This is a genomic window from Janthinobacterium lyxosi (genome assembly GCF_051380665.1).
Classification (GTDB): Bacteria; Pseudomonadota; Gammaproteobacteria; order Burkholderiales; family Burkholderiaceae_D; genus Janthinobacterium.
In genome coordinates this window covers 86,071-99,559 of the sequence record NZ_JBNYXM010000016.1, presented here as the reverse complement: position 1 = coordinate 99,559, position 13,489 = coordinate 86,071, and the positions used below count along the sequence as shown (strand labels likewise).

Here is a 13,489-nt window from a genome sequence, read left to right as displayed (position 1 = left end):
CGTGGCGAAGCCATGCTCAGTGCTCGGTTAAATGCTGCGCAGACGCTCCAGCGCCAGGCGCAAGGTGTCGTCCTGCTTGGCAAAGCAGAAGCGCACGATGCTTGACTCCTTGCCCTGCGCGTAAAACGCGGACACGGGAATGGCGGCCACCTTGATTTCCGTCGTCAGCCATTCGGCGAACTGGGCTTCGGTCTCTTGCGAAATGGCATCGTAGCGCACGCACTGGAAATACGTGCCGTCGGCAGGCAGCAGGGTAAAGCGGCTGCCCGCCAGGCCGTCGCGGAACAAATCGCGCTTGCGCTGGTAAAACGCGGGCAAGTCCAGGTAGGGCTGCGGGTCCGCCATGTAGCCGGCCAGGCCGTGCTGCATGGGTGTGTTGACGGTAAACACGTTGTATTGGTGCACCTTGCGAAATTCCGCCGTCAGGGCCGCGGGCGCCGCCACATAGCCCACTTTCCAGCCCGTCACGTGATACGTCTTGCCGAAGCTGGAGACGATGAAGCTGCGCGCCGCCAGTTCCGCATGGCGCGAGAGCGAGGCGTGCGGCACGCCGTCGTACACCATGTGTTCGTAGACTTCATCGGACAAGATCAATATTTGCGTGCCGCGCACGATGTCGGCCAGCGCCGCCACGTCGGCAGGGCGCAGGATGGTGCCCGTCGGATTGTGCGGCGTGTTGATGATGATCAAGCGCGTCTTGCTGCTGACGGCAGCGGCCAGCTTGTCCCACGGCACGCTGTAGCCGGACTCTCCCACTTGCATGGCCACCAGCACGGGCACGCCGCCGGCCAGGGCGATGGCGGGCAGATAGCTGTCGTAAGCCGGTTCGATGACGATGACTTCGTCGCCCGGGTGCACGCTGCACAGGATGGCTGTAGTGAGGGTCTGCGTGGCGCCCGCCGTGACGGTGATTTCCGTGCCGGCATCATAGTTGTGGCTATACAGGCTGGCGATCTTCGCGGCAATTGCCTCGCGCAAAGGCGCGGCGCCCGTCATCATCGGATACTGGTTGTGGCCGGCGCGCATGGCGCCGCTGACCAGTTCGACCAATTCCGGCGCGCAATCGAAGTCGGGAAAGCCCTGGCCCAGGTTGACGGCGCCATGCTGGGCCGCCAGGCTGGACATGCGGGTAAACACGGTGGTGCCCACTAGAGGCAAACGGGTGGTCAGGCTGGGAGTCAGATGGGGCAGGGACGGGCTGTTCATGGACGGTAGGGTCGCGGTGCGCAAAGTGGAATCGTTCCCCATTCTAGCGCAGCGCGTGGCGTTGCGTGCGGGCCTTGATGGCTCAGCCTGGCAAGGCCCAGCCTTCCGGCAGCATGATCTTGAACATGCCGGCCTTGGCCGTCTTGCGGGCCAGTTTCAGCAGCGCCTTATCCTTGGTGATGAGGATGTCGGCGTTGGCGTCGCGCGCCAGTTCGAGGAATTTCTGGTCATCCTTGTCCGTGCAGACGGGCAGGCGCACGCCGGACACGGGCGGTGCGACTACCGCGATGTGGGCGTCGAAGCGGGCCGCGGCAAGCAGACGGCTGGCTTCATCGAGCGGCAGATGTTTGTAATGCAAGACGACCAGATATTCCGCGCGGCAATCTTCGCGCGTGATGGCGTGCACGGCGCCGCTTTCCATGGCCGCCAGCAGGGGCGCCCAGCGCGGGTCGTTGAAGACGAACAGGTCGAGGCAAACGTTGGTGTCGAGGACGAGTTTTTGTGGAGCAGGTATCATGTCGGCAATTCTATTCTGTAGTGATAATTTATGTTGATCGTGCTTTCGCCCGCCAAGAGTCTCGACCTGGAGACGCCGCCAACAACCTCGTTGCACAGCACCCCCGATTTTCTCGACCATTCCGCCCAGCTGATAGAGCGCATGCGCCAGTTTTCGCCCGCCGAAGTGGGCAGCCTGATGGGCATTTCCGACGCCTTGTCGGCCCTCAACGTAGCCCGCTACGCCTCCTGGACGCCCCAGCTGGCGGAAGCGCGCCAGGCCATCATGGCCTTCAATGGCGACGTGTATGCCGGTTTCGAGGCGCGCAGCCTGCAGCCGGCCCAGCTCGACTATGCACAGTCGCGCGTGCGTATCCTGTCGGGCCTGTACGGCTTGCTGCGCCCGCTGGACCTGATCCACCCGCACCGCCTGGAAATGGGCACGCGCCTGTCGACCACGCGTGGCAAGGATTTGTATGCGTTCTGGGGCGACACCATCACCAACGGCCTGAACCGTACCGCGCAAGAGCAGGGCGCGAAAGTGCTGGTTAATCTTGCTTCCGAAGAATATTTCAAATCCGTCAAGCCGCGCCAGCTGGACGTGCCCGTCATCGCGCCCGTGTTCGAGGATTGGAAGAACGGCAAGTATAAAATTATTTCGTTCTACGCCAAGCGCGCGCGCGGCATGCTGGCCCGCTATGCGGCCGTCAACGCCATCCGCGACCCGGAACAGCTGAAACAGTTCGACGTCGATGGCTATGGTTTCGTGCCGGAAGCGTCGAATGACACGAGCTGGGTGTTCCGGCGCAAAGTAGCTGAATAAGTAAAAAAACCGGGCTAGCCCGGTTTTTTATTGCAGCTTACTGCCAGAATTTCCACCACTTGCGTTCCTTGTTCACCCCTTCCGGGCTGAGGAATGCCGTGTTCGGGTAGTTCTTGGTCAGCACGCGCAGGGCGTCATCGCGCAGGTCGGTCAAGCCCAGCTTGTCATACGAGCGATACATGATGAACAGCGCTTCTTCAATGGCAGGCGAGGCTGCAAAGTCGCTCACCGTCGTTTGCGCGCGGTTGGCGGCGGCCAGGTAGGCGCCGCGGCGGTAGTAATAGCGCGCCACGTGCACTTCGTATTTCGCCATGGCATCGATCAAATAGTTCATGCGGGCCAGCGAATCGGGCGCGTACTTGCTATTTGGAAACTTGTCGACCAGTTGCTTGAAGGCCGCAAACGCTTCGCGCGTGGCTTTCGGATCGCGCTCGGTCGGGTCTTGTTCGTACAGGAAGTTCAGGAAGCTGATCTGGTCATTAAAGCTGATCAGGCCACGCAAGTAGTACATATAGTCTACATTGGCGTGGTTCGGATGCAACTTGATGAAGCGTTCGACGGCAGCCAGTGCCTGCGCCTGGTCTCCCGCCTTATAATACGCGTAAGCGATCTCCATCTGCGCTTGCAGAGCATAGTTGCCGAAAGGATAGTTAGCCTCCAGCTTCTGGAACAGGCCGATTGCAGCTTCATAGTGCTGCCCGGCCATTTCTTCACGCGCCTCCGAGTATAATTTCGTAACGGACCAGTTTTTGGTCTCATCCACTTTTTCAGGCAACAAGCTGCAAGCGGACATGCCGAGCAGAACGACTGAAGCGACTACCAACGATAATTTTTTTTGCATGACGTTTTGCAAGAAGGTTTTAACCAAGATTTTACAATAGGCTGATTATAGCCGATGGGAATGCTGTGATATTAACTCCGAAGCCTAATTTGGCTGACCCCGTGTTTGACTCCCTTTCTGACCATGGCGCCGAAGATGCGTTTGACGGCGATTTTGCCGCCGACGACGCCTTCGAGATCATGGCCCCGATTACATTGGAACTGACGCCGGACGCCTGCGGCCACCGCCTCGATAAAGTGATCTCCAAGCTGGTGCCGCAATACTCGCGCAGCCGCTTGCAATTGTGGCTGGAAGCCGGTTTCGTGACCGTCGATGGAAAAGTTGCCAAACGCAACATGACCGCCTATGGCGACGAGAAGATCGTCATTCTGCCGCAAAGCGCGCCGGAAGACGAGGCTTTTAAGCCGGAAGCGATGGAATTGAACATCGTGCACGAAGATGAACATATCATCGTGATCAACAAACCGGCCGGACTGGTCGTGCATCCGGGCCCCGGCAACTGGTCGGGCACATTGCTCAACGGCCTGCTGCACCACTGTCCGCAACTGGCCGGCGTGCCGCGCGCCGGCATCGTGCACCGCCTGGACAAGGATACCAGCGGCCTGATGGTGGTCGGCAAGACCCTCGCTTCGCAAACGGACCTGGTGCGCCAGTTGCAGGCGCGCACCGTCAAGCGCGAATATTTCGCGCTGGTGTGGGGCACGCCGAAAATGGCAGGCACCATCGACGCATCCATCGCGCGCCACCCGCGCGACCGGGTCAAGATGGCCGTCTCGGAAAACTTTACGGCCAAGCCCGCCATCACGCACTATGAATTGATCGGCAGCGGCGAACTCGACCGCCGTCCCGTCAGTCTGATGCAATGCCGCCTGGAAACGGGCCGCACGCACCAGATTCGCGTGCACATGCAGCATTTGGGGTTTGCGCTGGTTGGTGACTCCGTGTACGGCAAGCAGCACCTGGTGTCCGTCTTCTCGCGCCAGGCATTGCAGGCGCGCCGCCTTGGCCTCGTGCATCCGGGCACCCTGGAAGCGTGCGAATGGATCGTGCCGCTGGCCGATGATTTCGCTGAACTGATCGCCACAGCCGGCATTCCCGAGCCGGAACAGGTCTGATGACGGCACCGTTGCCTTGCCTTATACCCCATTGGCCCGGCCTGCCCGCCAACGTGGGCGCGCTGGCGACCGTGCGTGCGGGCGGCGTCAGCCAGCAACCATATGGTGACGGGCAGGGCGGCGGTGGCTTGAACCTGGGCGTGCACGTGGGCGACGAGCCCGCGCACGTGGCCGCCAACCGCGCGCGGCTGGCGGCTATCTTGCCATCCGAGCCCGCCTGGCTGTCGCAGGTGCATGGCGTGGCCGTGATGGACGCGGCCAAGCTGCACGGTTGCGTGCGCGACGCCGACGCCAGCATCGCCACGCAGGCGGGGGCCGTATGCGTGGTGATGACGGCCGATTGTCTGCCGGTGCTGTTCAGCTCAAACGATGGCCTGGTCGTCGGTGCGGCCCACGCGGGCTGGCGCGGCCTGGCCAACGGCGTCCTGCAGCGCACGCTGGAAAACATGCGGGCGCAGGGCGCGACGGATATCCTCGCCTGGCTGGGGCCGGCCATTGGTCCGCAGCAATTCGAAGTGGGACAGGATGTGCTGCAAGCGTTTCGCGACGGCGCGCGCGACGCTGCCGAGCGGCAAGTGCTGAGCGATGCGTTCGCCGCCATCGATGGCAAGCCGGGCAAGTACCTGGCCGACATCTATGCCCTGGCGCGCACCATGCTGCTGCGCGATGGCGTGGCGCAAGTGGCGGGCGGGGAGTATTGCACCGTCAGCGATGCGACGCAGTTTTATTCGTACCGGCGCGATGGCGTCACGGGAAGACAGGCCAGCTTGATCTGGCGCAAATAATCTGCACGGCAGACACTTATGTGTCTGCCGTTTTTGTTTTATCGTCTGCCGAGGCAAGCGCGCGCGTCTGCATCTCAGCGATGCGCGCCGCCTTGCGTTTGCGTCGCCGCGAGCCCGTCAGATAGAATAGGATGGACAGCGGGATGACGCAGTACAGCACGAAGGTCATCACCCCGGCAACGATGGACGGTTCCGTCAGCGCCATGAGGCCGACGACATAGATCCAGGCAACAGCGGTCATGAGCATCATGAGTATTGGCAGTCAGTAAGAGTTTGCATGAAGTGATCCAAAAGTATTTATTTTTCGACTACGTTTCGGCGCCTAACAAAATCGTAGCGAGCGGAAGGGAGAGGTGGCTAAGAAGCGCAACCGTACTATGGTACGGTGAGCATCGCAGGCCGCCTATACCGACGCGCAGTAGGTTTTGTTCGGCGTCCCTCAATCTTGAATGGACTTACATATATCTATGAACATGCCCGATCCTCAAATGATGACCAAGGAATGGATGGCGCAGATCAGCAATCCTGAGCAGTGGAATACGTGGTTCAACATGGTACCGCAGCCCCAGAGCAATCCGATTGCCGGCATTTTGCAGGATGCGGGCGCCAGCATCAAGCCGGAATCGATCGAGCTGCTGAAAGATGCCTATGTAGCCAAGCTGACGGGCTTGTGGGCCGACTTTATGGCCGGCAAGGCGCCGCAGCTGAAAGACCGACGCTTCGCCGCGCCCGCCTGGCACGCCAGCCCCCTGTCGGCCTTCAATGCGGCGGCCTACCTGCTGAACGCGGAATTTCTCAGCGCCATGGCCGATGCCGTGGAAGCGACGCCGCACCAGAAGCAAAAGATTGCGTTTGCCGTGCAGCAAATCGTCGACGCCATGTCGCCCGCCAACTTTCTCGCCACCAACCCCGACGCCCAGCAAACCCTGATCGAGACCAAGGGTGAAAGCCTGGCCAAGGGGCTGAGCAATATGCTGGCCGACATGCAGAAGGGCCGCATCTCCCAATCCGATGAGTCGGCCTTCGAAGTGGGCCGCAACGTGGCCACCACGCCGGGCACGGTGGTGTTTGAAAACGCCTTGTTCCAGCTGATCCAGTACACGCCGACGACGGCCACGGTACATCAGCGGCCCCTGCTGATGGTGCCGCCGTGCATCAATAAATTCTATATCCTTGACTTGCAGCCAGAAAACTCTCTCGTGCGCTATGCGGTGGAGCAGGGCAATACCGTATTCCTCATGTCCTGGCGCAATCCAGACATGAGCATGCAGCACCTGATGTGGGACGATTACGTCGAGCAAGGCGTGATCGAAGCCATCCAGGTGACGCAGGACATTTCCGGCCAGGACAAGCTCAACATGTTCGGTTTTTGTGTGGGCGGCACCATCGTCTCGACGGCGCTGGCCGTGCTCAAGGCGCGGGGCGAGAATCCGGCCGCCAGCCTGACCCTGTTGACCACCTTCCTCGATTTCTGCGACACGGGCGCGCTTGACGTCTTCATTGACGAGCCGCAAGTGGCGTTGCGCGAGCAGACCCTGGCCAAGGGCGGCCTGATGTCCGGGCGCGACCTGGGCAGTACTTTTTCCAGTCTGCGCCCGAACGACCTGGTGTGGAACTACGTGCAGTCAAATTACCTGAAAGGCAAGGAACCGCCCGCGTTCGACTTGCTGTACTGGAATGGCGACGGCACGGGCTTGCCAGGCCCCATGTTCTGCTGGTATCTGCGCAACACTTACCTGGAAAACAGCCTGAAAGTGCCGGGCAAGCTGACGGTGGCCGGTGAAAAGGTCGACCTCAGCAGCATCGATGCGCCCGCTTTCATCTATGGTTCGCGCGAAGACCATATCGTGCCCTGGGGCGCGGCCTACGCCAGCACGGCCCTGCTGAACCCGAAAAAACCGAAAGCCAACCGTTTCATCCTGGGCGCCTCGGGCCATATCGCCGGCGTGATCAACCCGGCCTCGAAGAAAAAGCGCAGTTACTGGAGCAATGATGCTGACAAAGGCGCACGCGCGACGAAAGCCAAGCCCTTGAGCGCCGAGCAATGGATGGAAGGCGCCACCGAGCACGTGGGCAGCTGGTGGCCCGAATGGGCGGCCTTCCTGGCCGAACACGGCGGCGCGCAGGTGAAGGCGCCAGGCAAGCCGGGCAACAAGCGCCACGCGGCAATCGAGCCGGCGCCGGGGCGGTATGTTAAAGTCAGGGCGGACTAGTTTACAAAAGCTTCTCACCTGACAAGGCCGGCGTAATCTCCGGTCTTGTCAGGAATCTACTTTTAGTTGCGTTGCAATAAATGCGGGAATCTATTACCCTGATGTGCAATGGAGCCGTTTTCCACTCTATAATGGAAAAAGTAGGCAGGTGCGAAAGCGGACCCACGTTCGCTTTTTTTCGGATTAACTCTGTACGCGCTGCGGCGCAATAAGTGGAACTTGTGATGAGTAGTGCAAAAAAAAGTATAGACCGCCTGATTAAAAAATATCCCAACCGCCGTCTGTACGACACGCAAACCAGTTCCTACATCACCTTGACGGACGTCAAGCAGCTGGTGTTGGACAATGAGGTGTTTACCGTCGTCGATGCCAAATCCAGTGAAGATTTGACGCGCAGCATCTTGCTGCAAATCATACTGGAAGAGGAAGCGAACGGCGCGCCCATGTTCTCGAGCAGCGTGTTGTCGCAGATCATCCGCTACTATGGTCATGCCATGCAGGGCATGATGGGATCCTACCTGGAAAAGAACGTGCAAGCGTTCACCGATATCCAGCACAAATTCACGGGCACGTCGGCAGGCAGTTTCGAAGGCAAGCCATTCAGCCCGGAAATGTGGACCCAGTTCATGAATGTCCAGGGCCCGATGATGCAAGGCATGATGAACAACTACATCGACCAGAGCAAGAGCCTGTTCGTGCAGATGCAGGAACAGATGCAGAGCCAGAGCAAGAATCTGTTCGGCACGTTTCCGTTCGTCCCGCCCGTTCCGCCGACGGACAAGAAATAAGCACGGTCAACAGACGCTCACGGGCCATTCAGTGCCCGGGAGTTGTATTGGTGTCATCAAAACAGCATAGTTCTGCCAGCAAGGGGCGGCTCGGGGTACAATAGCCGATTCGCCTCACCATTTTACTAGCTGCCAACTATGTCTGAAATTCACCGTATTCCTGTTCCTTCCGCCAAGCCAGAGGCCATGCTGGCCATGCCAGGTGCGGCACCGAAAGTGGGCTTTGTCTCGCTCGGTTGCCCGAAAGCGCTGGTCGATTCCGAACAAATCCTGACCCAACTGCGCGCCGAAGGTTACGAAACGGCGAAATCCTACGCTGGCGCCGATCTGGTGATCGTCAATACCTGCGGTTTTATCGATGCTGCCGTGCAAGAGTCGCTCGACGCCATCGGCGAAGCGCTGGCTGAAAACGGTAAAGTCATCGTTACCGGCTGCCTGGGCGCCAAGAAAGATGCTGCCGGCGACGACATCATCATGAAGGTGCATCCGAAAGTGCTGGCCGTCACAGGTCCGCACGCGCTGGCTGAAGTGATGGATTCCGTTCACTTGCACCTGCCAAAACCGCATGCGCCTTTCCTCGACCTGGTGCCGCCGCAAGGCGTCAAGCTGACGCCGAAGCATTATGCCTACCTGAAAATCTCCGAAGGCTGTAACCATCGTTGCAGTTTCTGCATCATTCCATCGATGCGCGGCGACCTGGTCTCGCGTCCGATCGGCGAACTGATGATCGAAGCGGAAAACCTGTTCAAGGCTGGCGTCAAGGAATTGCTGGTCATTTCGCAAGATACCTCGGCGTATGGCGTGGACGTGAAATTCCGCTCCGGCTTCTGGAATGGCCGTCCCGTGAAAACCCACATGACGCAGCTGACGGAAGCGCTGGGCGAGCTGGCCAAGTCCTACGGCGCATGGGTGCGCTTGCACTACGTGTATCCGTACCCGCACGTGGACCAGATCATCCCGATGATGAGCGGCGGCCACATCCTGCCGTACCTCGACATTCCGATGCAGCATGCGCACCCTGACGTGCTGAAACGCATGAAGCGCCCGGCCAGCGGCGAGAAAAACCTCGACCGCATCCAGGCCTGGCGCGCCATCAACCCGGACCTGACGATCCGCTCGACCTTCATCGCCGGTTTCCCTGGCGAAACGGAAGCGGAATTCGAATACTTGCTCGATTTCCTCAAGGAAGCGCAGATTGACCGCCTGGGCTGCTTCGCCTATTCGCCTGTCGAAGGCGCGACCGCCAACGAAATCGCCAACCCCGTGCCGGAAGAGCTGCGCGAAGAGCGCCGCGGCCGCGTGATGCTGCTGCAGGAAGAAATCTCGAAAAAACGCCTGCAAGCCAAGATCGGCAAGACTGTGCGCGTGCTGATCGATGAAGTCACCCGCTCCGGCGGCGTAGGCCGCTCGTCCGCCGACGCGCCGGAAATCGATGGCGTCGTGTATGTGAAACCGCCGTTTGAGCCGCACCGCAAGCTGGCGGTCGGTCAATTCGTCGACGTGACCATCACCTCAGCCGATGCGCACGACCTGTGGGGCGCGGCAGAATAAGTATTTTGATGCAGGTGTAACACTCTGTCAGACGTACGGCAGGCAAGGGCATAAGCCCTTACAATCAAGGCGGACCAGCAATTGCTGGCCCGCCTTTTTATTTGCCTGCGATCCTATGCCGATGCCATGACCACAATCAAATCCCCCCAGACGGCGCTGATCCACAGCGATTACCAGGCGCCGCAAGGCTTTGCCGCGTTTCCCAACGCCATCCATCACGCATCGACCGTGCTGTTCAAGGACGTGGCGGCCATGCGTTCGGGCGACTGGAAAGAGAAGAACGCCTACACCTACGGCTTGCACGGCACGCCCACCACGTTCACCCTGGAAGCGCGGCTGGCCGAGATCGAAGGGGGCAAATACTGCCTGCTGGCGCCGTCGGGCCTGGCGGCCATCGCCATGGCGGATTTTGCCCTGCTGAAGACGGGCGATGATGTCTTGCTGCCGGAGAATATCTACAACCCGAACCGCGAGCTGGGGCGCTGGCTGGCGCAGGATTTCGGCATCACGGCCCGCTATTACGATCCGTTGATCGGCGCCGGCATCGCAGGCTTGATCCAGGAGAATACCAAGCTGATCTGGACGGAAGCGCCGGGTTCCGTGACCATGGAAGTGCCGGACTTGCCCGCCATCTGTGCGGCCGCCCATGCGCGCGGCGTGCTGGTGGCTTTGGACAACACCTGGTCGGCCGGCCTGGCCCTGCGCGGTTTTGACCTGGGCGTGGACATCATCATGCAGGCGCTGACGAAATACCAGTCGGGCGGCTCGGACGTGCTGATGGGCGCGCTCATTACGCGCGAGCGGGCGCTGCATGAGCGCCTGGCGCTGGCGCACATGCGTCTGGGCATGGGCGTGGGGGCGGACGACGCCTACCTGGTGCTGCGCGGCTTGCCCACCATGAAGCTGCGCTTCGACGCCCACGATGCGGGCGCGCGCACGATCGCCACCTGGCTCAAGGGACGCAGCGAGATCGCCACGGTGCTGCATCCGGCTTTTGACGATTGCCCCGGTCACGCCATCTGGCAGCGCGATTTCACGGGCGCAGGCGGCCTGTTTTCCGTGCTGTTCGATGCCCGCTACACAGAGGCGCAAACGGACCGTTTCGTCGACGCCTTGCAGTTGTTCAAGATTGGCTACAGCTGGGGCGGCGCGAACAGCCTGGTGATGCCGTACCGCATCGCCGCCATGCGCAAGGGCTGGCAGTTGCCGGGCCAGCTGGTGCGCCTGAATGTGGGGCTGGAAGATCCGCAAGACTTGATTGCCGATATCGAACGGGCGTTCGCGGCGATGTAACCGCGTTGGCGGGCAAGCGCAAAGGCTTGCCCGAACGCAAAGGACAGGCTTTACATGGGCACGGGGGTATTGTTGTTCAGGTCGAGAAAGCCGCGCAGCAAGCGGTAGGCTTTCCACAGCCAGGCCACGCCCCATACGACGAGCGCCAGCGGAATGCCGATCAGCGTGATCCACAGGATGGCGCCGACGACGATCCAGGCCACATACCACCAGAAGGAACGGATCATCCAGCTGTGATGGCTGTACACGAAGGTCCCGGCCGCCTCGTCCCGTTTCACATAATTGATGATGAGCGGAATGAAGGAAAAGGCGCCCAGCGAAAACACGAAGCTGGCGCCATGTATCAGGTACAACCACCAGGCCAGGTTCTTGGTCTGCTGGAGTTGGGTATCCAAAATAATATCTTGTGACATGCAGGCTCCCGTCATTGTTCAATTTTTTAATTGTAACAAGCAAAGCGGCGCGGGAGCGCAGTCCATGGAAAAAGGCAGAATACATTGTTGAAACGATATCGTTATCCCACCTTGGCCGCGCGCGCCAGATTCTGGCTGCAGCGCGCCTTGCCGGCCTTGCTGCTATGCTGTGCCACCGTGGCCCATGCCGCCGGCGCCACCCTGGAGGCGGAGTTTGCCGCCGGCTTGAAGGACGAGGGCCTGGCGGGCGCCGTCTGGAGCGAAGTCTTGCCAGATGGAACAGTCAAAGTCGGCGCATCGGGCCTGCGCGATGTCGCCCAGCACATGCCCATGCAGGTGGACACGCGCGTACAGGTGGGCTCCGTGGGCAAGGTAGCGCTGGCGTTGGGTGTCTTGCGCCTGATCAGCGAAGACCGGCTCACGCTCGACACGCCCTTGCAGCAGGTGCTGCCGGAACTGGCGCTGAAAAACCCGTGGCAGGCCAGCGATCCCGTACGCATCCGCCACCTGCTGGCGCATACGTCCGGCCTGGATAATGTGCGCTTCTGGCAGGCGTTCAGCCTGAACCCGGCGCCGGACACGCCGCTGGCCGCCGCTTTTGATGGCGGCCGCAATCTGCTGCGCGTGCGGGCGCGGCCCGGCAGTCGCTATGCGTATTCGAACATGGGCTATGGCTTGCTGGGCATGGTGATCGAAAAGGTCACGGGCCAGCCGTACGAGCGCTACCTCGATGCGCAACTGCTGCAACCGCTGGGCATGGCGGACAGCACTTTTACTTTCGTCACACAGGCGGGCGCGCACGCGGACCCGCGCCTGGCCATGGGCTACTTCGAGCATGGCGTGGCCCAGCCGGCCGTGCCCCAGTACCTGCGTCCGGCCGCGCAATTCACCACCACGGCGGCCGACATGGGCAAGCTGGCGCAATTTCTGATGGGCGATGGCAAGCTGCAGGGCCAGCGCTTCATCGACCTGGCGCTGATGGGCGCCTTGTCCGAGCCGGCCGGCACGGATGCGGCGCAGGCGGGCCTGGCAACGGGCCACGGCCTGGCCCTGGCCGTGCGCGACCGCCACAATGTGGTGGGTGCCTGCCACCCCGGCACGGCCGTGGGTTTTCGCGCCATGCTGTGCATCTACCCGGAGCAGGACAGCGCCTTCTTCGTGGCCTTCAATACGGATGCGGAGCAGGCCGACTATGAACGCTTCAATCGCCTGCTGCTGCGCGACCTGGAGCTGCCGCTGCGCGCACCGGCCCCGCACGGCACACCGGCGCCCACGGTGGAAAACTGGCAGGGTGTGTATGTGCCGTCGCCCAGTCCCATGGCCAGCATGGCCTGGGTCGATGCCGTCTTCGGCTTTACGCGCCTGAAATGGGATGGCGAGTCGCTGTTCCTGATCCCGTTCCAGGGCGAGCCGAAGGAACTGGAACCCGTGGGTGGCTTGCTGTTCCGCGCCAGCGACCGCAGCACCGCGTCGCACGTGCTGCTGCAGGAAGATGGCAAGCATATCCTCAGCGACGGCTTGCGCAGCTATGAACGCGCATCGATGCTGCGCATGCTGGTGTTGTGGGGCAGCCTGGCGCTGGGCATGGGGGGCTTGCTGTACGTGCTGGTGGTAGGTGTGTGGCGTGCCGCGCGGCGTAGCCTGGGGCGGGGCGACCATCTGTTTGCGCCTTTGCTGTCGATGCTGGCGCTGCTCTTGCCGCTGCCGTTTTTCTATTTCCAGTCTTACCTGCGCCTGGGCGACGTGACCGTGGCCAGCGTGCTGCTGGCCACGGTCACGGGTGCGCTGCCATTAACGATGGCGTTCGGCCTGGCCCGCTGCTGGCGTAGCCGCGGCACGGCGGCCGAGGCGGGCTCGTGGGCGAAATGGGATTGGGTCGCCTTGCTGGCGGCGCTGCAACTGCCGCTGGTGCTGGCCTGGTGGGGCTTGCTGCCGCTGCGTTTATGGCAGCTGTAAGAGTTGTCGG

13 protein-coding genes are annotated in these 13,489 nt (G+C 61.2%); 8 read left to right on the top strand and 5 right to left on the bottom strand.

Going from position 1 to position 13,489, the window contains the following annotated elements; all coding sequences use genetic code 11:
* Positions 1-27: 27 nt before the first annotated feature.
* Both ACQ4WP_RS18165 and ACQ4WP_RS18160 read right to left on the bottom strand, forming a co-directional pair.
* Positions 28-1,206: a pyridoxal phosphate-dependent aminotransferase gene (locus tag ACQ4WP_RS18165; RefSeq protein WP_436523012.1), complete on the bottom strand. Its 1,179-nt coding sequence runs from the start codon at positions 1,204-1,206 to the stop codon at positions 28-30.
* 82 nt (positions 1,207-1,288) lie between these two features.
* Positions 1,289-1,723, bottom strand: coding sequence for a putative toxin-antitoxin system toxin component, PIN family (locus ACQ4WP_RS18160; RefSeq protein WP_436523010.1), 435 nt, complete (start codon positions 1,721-1,723; stop codon positions 1,289-1,291).
* Between the two features lie 30 nt (positions 1,724-1,753).
* Between ACQ4WP_RS18160 and yaaA the strand changes: the two genes are divergently transcribed.
* On the top strand, positions 1,754-2,524 hold the full coding sequence (gene yaaA / locus ACQ4WP_RS18155) for a peroxide stress protein YaaA (RefSeq protein ID WP_436523008.1): 771 nt from the start codon (positions 1,754-1,756) through the stop codon (positions 2,522-2,524).
* Positions 2,525-2,561: 37 nt separating this feature from the next.
* On the opposite strand, the gene ACQ4WP_RS18150 is transcribed toward yaaA, so the two are convergent.
* On the bottom strand, positions 2,562-3,365 hold the full coding sequence (locus ACQ4WP_RS18150; protein ID WP_436523006.1) for an outer membrane protein assembly factor BamD: 804 nt from the start codon (positions 3,363-3,365) through the stop codon (positions 2,562-2,564).
* A 101-nt stretch (positions 3,366-3,466) separates the two neighbouring features.
* Between ACQ4WP_RS18150 and ACQ4WP_RS18145 the strand changes: the two genes are divergently transcribed.
* Together ACQ4WP_RS18145 and pgeF are read left to right on the top strand one after the other, a co-directional pair.
* Positions 3,467-4,480, top strand: a complete 1,014-nt coding sequence (locus ACQ4WP_RS18145) for an RluA family pseudouridine synthase (RefSeq protein WP_436523004.1) — start codon at positions 3,467-3,469, stop codon at positions 4,478-4,480.
* The gene (gene pgeF, locus ACQ4WP_RS18140) at positions 4,480-5,265 is read left to right on the top strand and encodes a peptidoglycan editing factor PgeF (protein ID WP_436523002.1); all 786 of its coding nucleotides are present in this window, start codon (positions 4,480-4,482) and stop codon (positions 5,263-5,265) included. The genes ACQ4WP_RS18145 and pgeF overlap by 1 nt, the downstream gene beginning before the upstream one ends.
* A 16-nt stretch (positions 5,266-5,281) precedes the next feature.
* Here pgeF and ACQ4WP_RS18135 read toward each other — a convergent pair whose 3' ends face one another.
* The gene (locus tag ACQ4WP_RS18135) at positions 5,282-5,515 is read right to left on the bottom strand and encodes a hypothetical protein (RefSeq protein ID WP_436523000.1); all 234 of its coding nucleotides are present in this window, start codon (positions 5,513-5,515) and stop codon (positions 5,282-5,284) included.
* A 238-nt stretch (positions 5,516-5,753) separates the two neighbouring features.
* Here ACQ4WP_RS18135 and phaC point away from each other — a divergent pair, with 238 nt between their 5' ends.
* The 4 genes from phaC (at position 5,754) to ACQ4WP_RS18115 (ending at position 11,110) form a co-directional block, all read left to right on the top strand.
* Positions 5,754-7,478, top strand: coding sequence for a class I poly(R)-hydroxyalkanoic acid synthase (phaC, locus tag ACQ4WP_RS18130; protein ID WP_436522998.1), 1,725 nt, complete (start codon positions 5,754-5,756; stop codon positions 7,476-7,478).
* Positions 7,479-7,702: 224 nt separating this feature from the next.
* Positions 7,703-8,266: a polyhydroxyalkanoate synthesis repressor PhaR gene (phaR, locus tag ACQ4WP_RS18125; protein ID WP_071076767.1), complete on the top strand. Its 564-nt coding sequence runs from the start codon at positions 7,703-7,705 to the stop codon at positions 8,264-8,266.
* 195 nt (positions 8,267-8,461) lie between these two features.
* Positions 8,462-9,817 carry a 30S ribosomal protein S12 methylthiotransferase RimO gene (gene rimO, locus ACQ4WP_RS18120; protein WP_436523115.1) on the top strand — a complete coding sequence of 452 codons (1,356 nt, stop codon included), beginning with the start codon at positions 8,462-8,464 and terminating at the stop codon, positions 9,815-9,817.
* A 126-nt stretch (positions 9,818-9,943) separates the two neighbouring features.
* Positions 9,944-11,110, top strand: a complete 1,167-nt coding sequence (locus tag ACQ4WP_RS18115) for a cystathionine beta-lyase (RefSeq protein ID WP_436522996.1) — start codon at positions 9,944-9,946, stop codon at positions 11,108-11,110.
* A 50-nt stretch (positions 11,111-11,160) separates the two neighbouring features.
* On the opposite strand, the gene ACQ4WP_RS18110 is transcribed toward ACQ4WP_RS18115, so the two are convergent.
* Complete coding sequence (locus ACQ4WP_RS18110; RefSeq protein WP_353656752.1) at positions 11,161-11,523, bottom strand: DUF4870 family protein; 363 nt, start codon at positions 11,521-11,523, stop codon at positions 11,161-11,163.
* Positions 11,524-11,610: 87 nt separating this feature from the next.
* Between ACQ4WP_RS18110 and ACQ4WP_RS18105 the strand changes: the two genes are divergently transcribed.
* The gene (locus tag ACQ4WP_RS18105; RefSeq protein ID WP_436522994.1) at positions 11,611-13,479 is read left to right on the top strand and encodes a serine hydrolase domain-containing protein; all 1,869 of its coding nucleotides are present in this window, start codon (positions 11,611-11,613) and stop codon (positions 13,477-13,479) included.
* The last annotated feature ends 10 nt before the right edge of the window (positions 13,480-13,489 follow it).

What these genes read in the sequence shown, in the direction of transcription:
- ACQ4WP_RS18165 (WP_436523012.1), bottom strand. Translation starts at nt 1,206, where the DNA reads ATGAACAGCCCGTCCCTGCCCCATCTGACTCCCAGCCTGACCACCCGT.
- ACQ4WP_RS18160 (WP_436523010.1), bottom strand. Translation starts at nt 1,723, where the DNA reads ATGATACCTGCTCCACAAAAACTCGTCCTCGACACCAACGTTTGCCTC.
- yaaA (WP_436523008.1), top strand. Translation starts at nt 1,754, where the DNA reads ATGTTGATCGTGCTTTCGCCCGCCAAGAGTCTCGACCTGGAGACGCCG.
- ACQ4WP_RS18150 (WP_436523006.1), bottom strand. Translation starts at nt 3,365, where the DNA reads ATGCAAAAAAAATTATCGTTGGTAGTCGCTTCAGTCGTTCTGCTCGGC.
- pgeF (WP_436523002.1), top strand. Translation starts at nt 4,480, where the DNA reads ATGACGGCACCGTTGCCTTGCCTTATACCCCATTGGCCCGGCCTGCCC.
- ACQ4WP_RS18135 (WP_436523000.1), bottom strand. Translation starts at nt 5,515, where the DNA reads ATGATGCTCATGACCGCTGTTGCCTGGATCTATGTCGTCGGCCTCATG.
- phaC (WP_436522998.1), top strand. Translation starts at nt 5,754, where the DNA reads ATGATGACCAAGGAATGGATGGCGCAGATCAGCAATCCTGAGCAGTGG.
- phaR (WP_071076767.1), top strand. Translation starts at nt 7,703, where the DNA reads ATGAGTAGTGCAAAAAAAAGTATAGACCGCCTGATTAAAAAATATCCC.
- rimO (WP_436523115.1), top strand. Translation starts at nt 8,462, where the DNA reads ATGCCAGGTGCGGCACCGAAAGTGGGCTTTGTCTCGCTCGGTTGCCCG.
- ACQ4WP_RS18115 (WP_436522996.1), top strand. Translation starts at nt 9,944, where the DNA reads ATGACCACAATCAAATCCCCCCAGACGGCGCTGATCCACAGCGATTAC.
- ACQ4WP_RS18110 (WP_353656752.1), bottom strand. Translation starts at nt 11,523, where the DNA reads ATGTCACAAGATATTATTTTGGATACCCAACTCCAGCAGACCAAGAAC.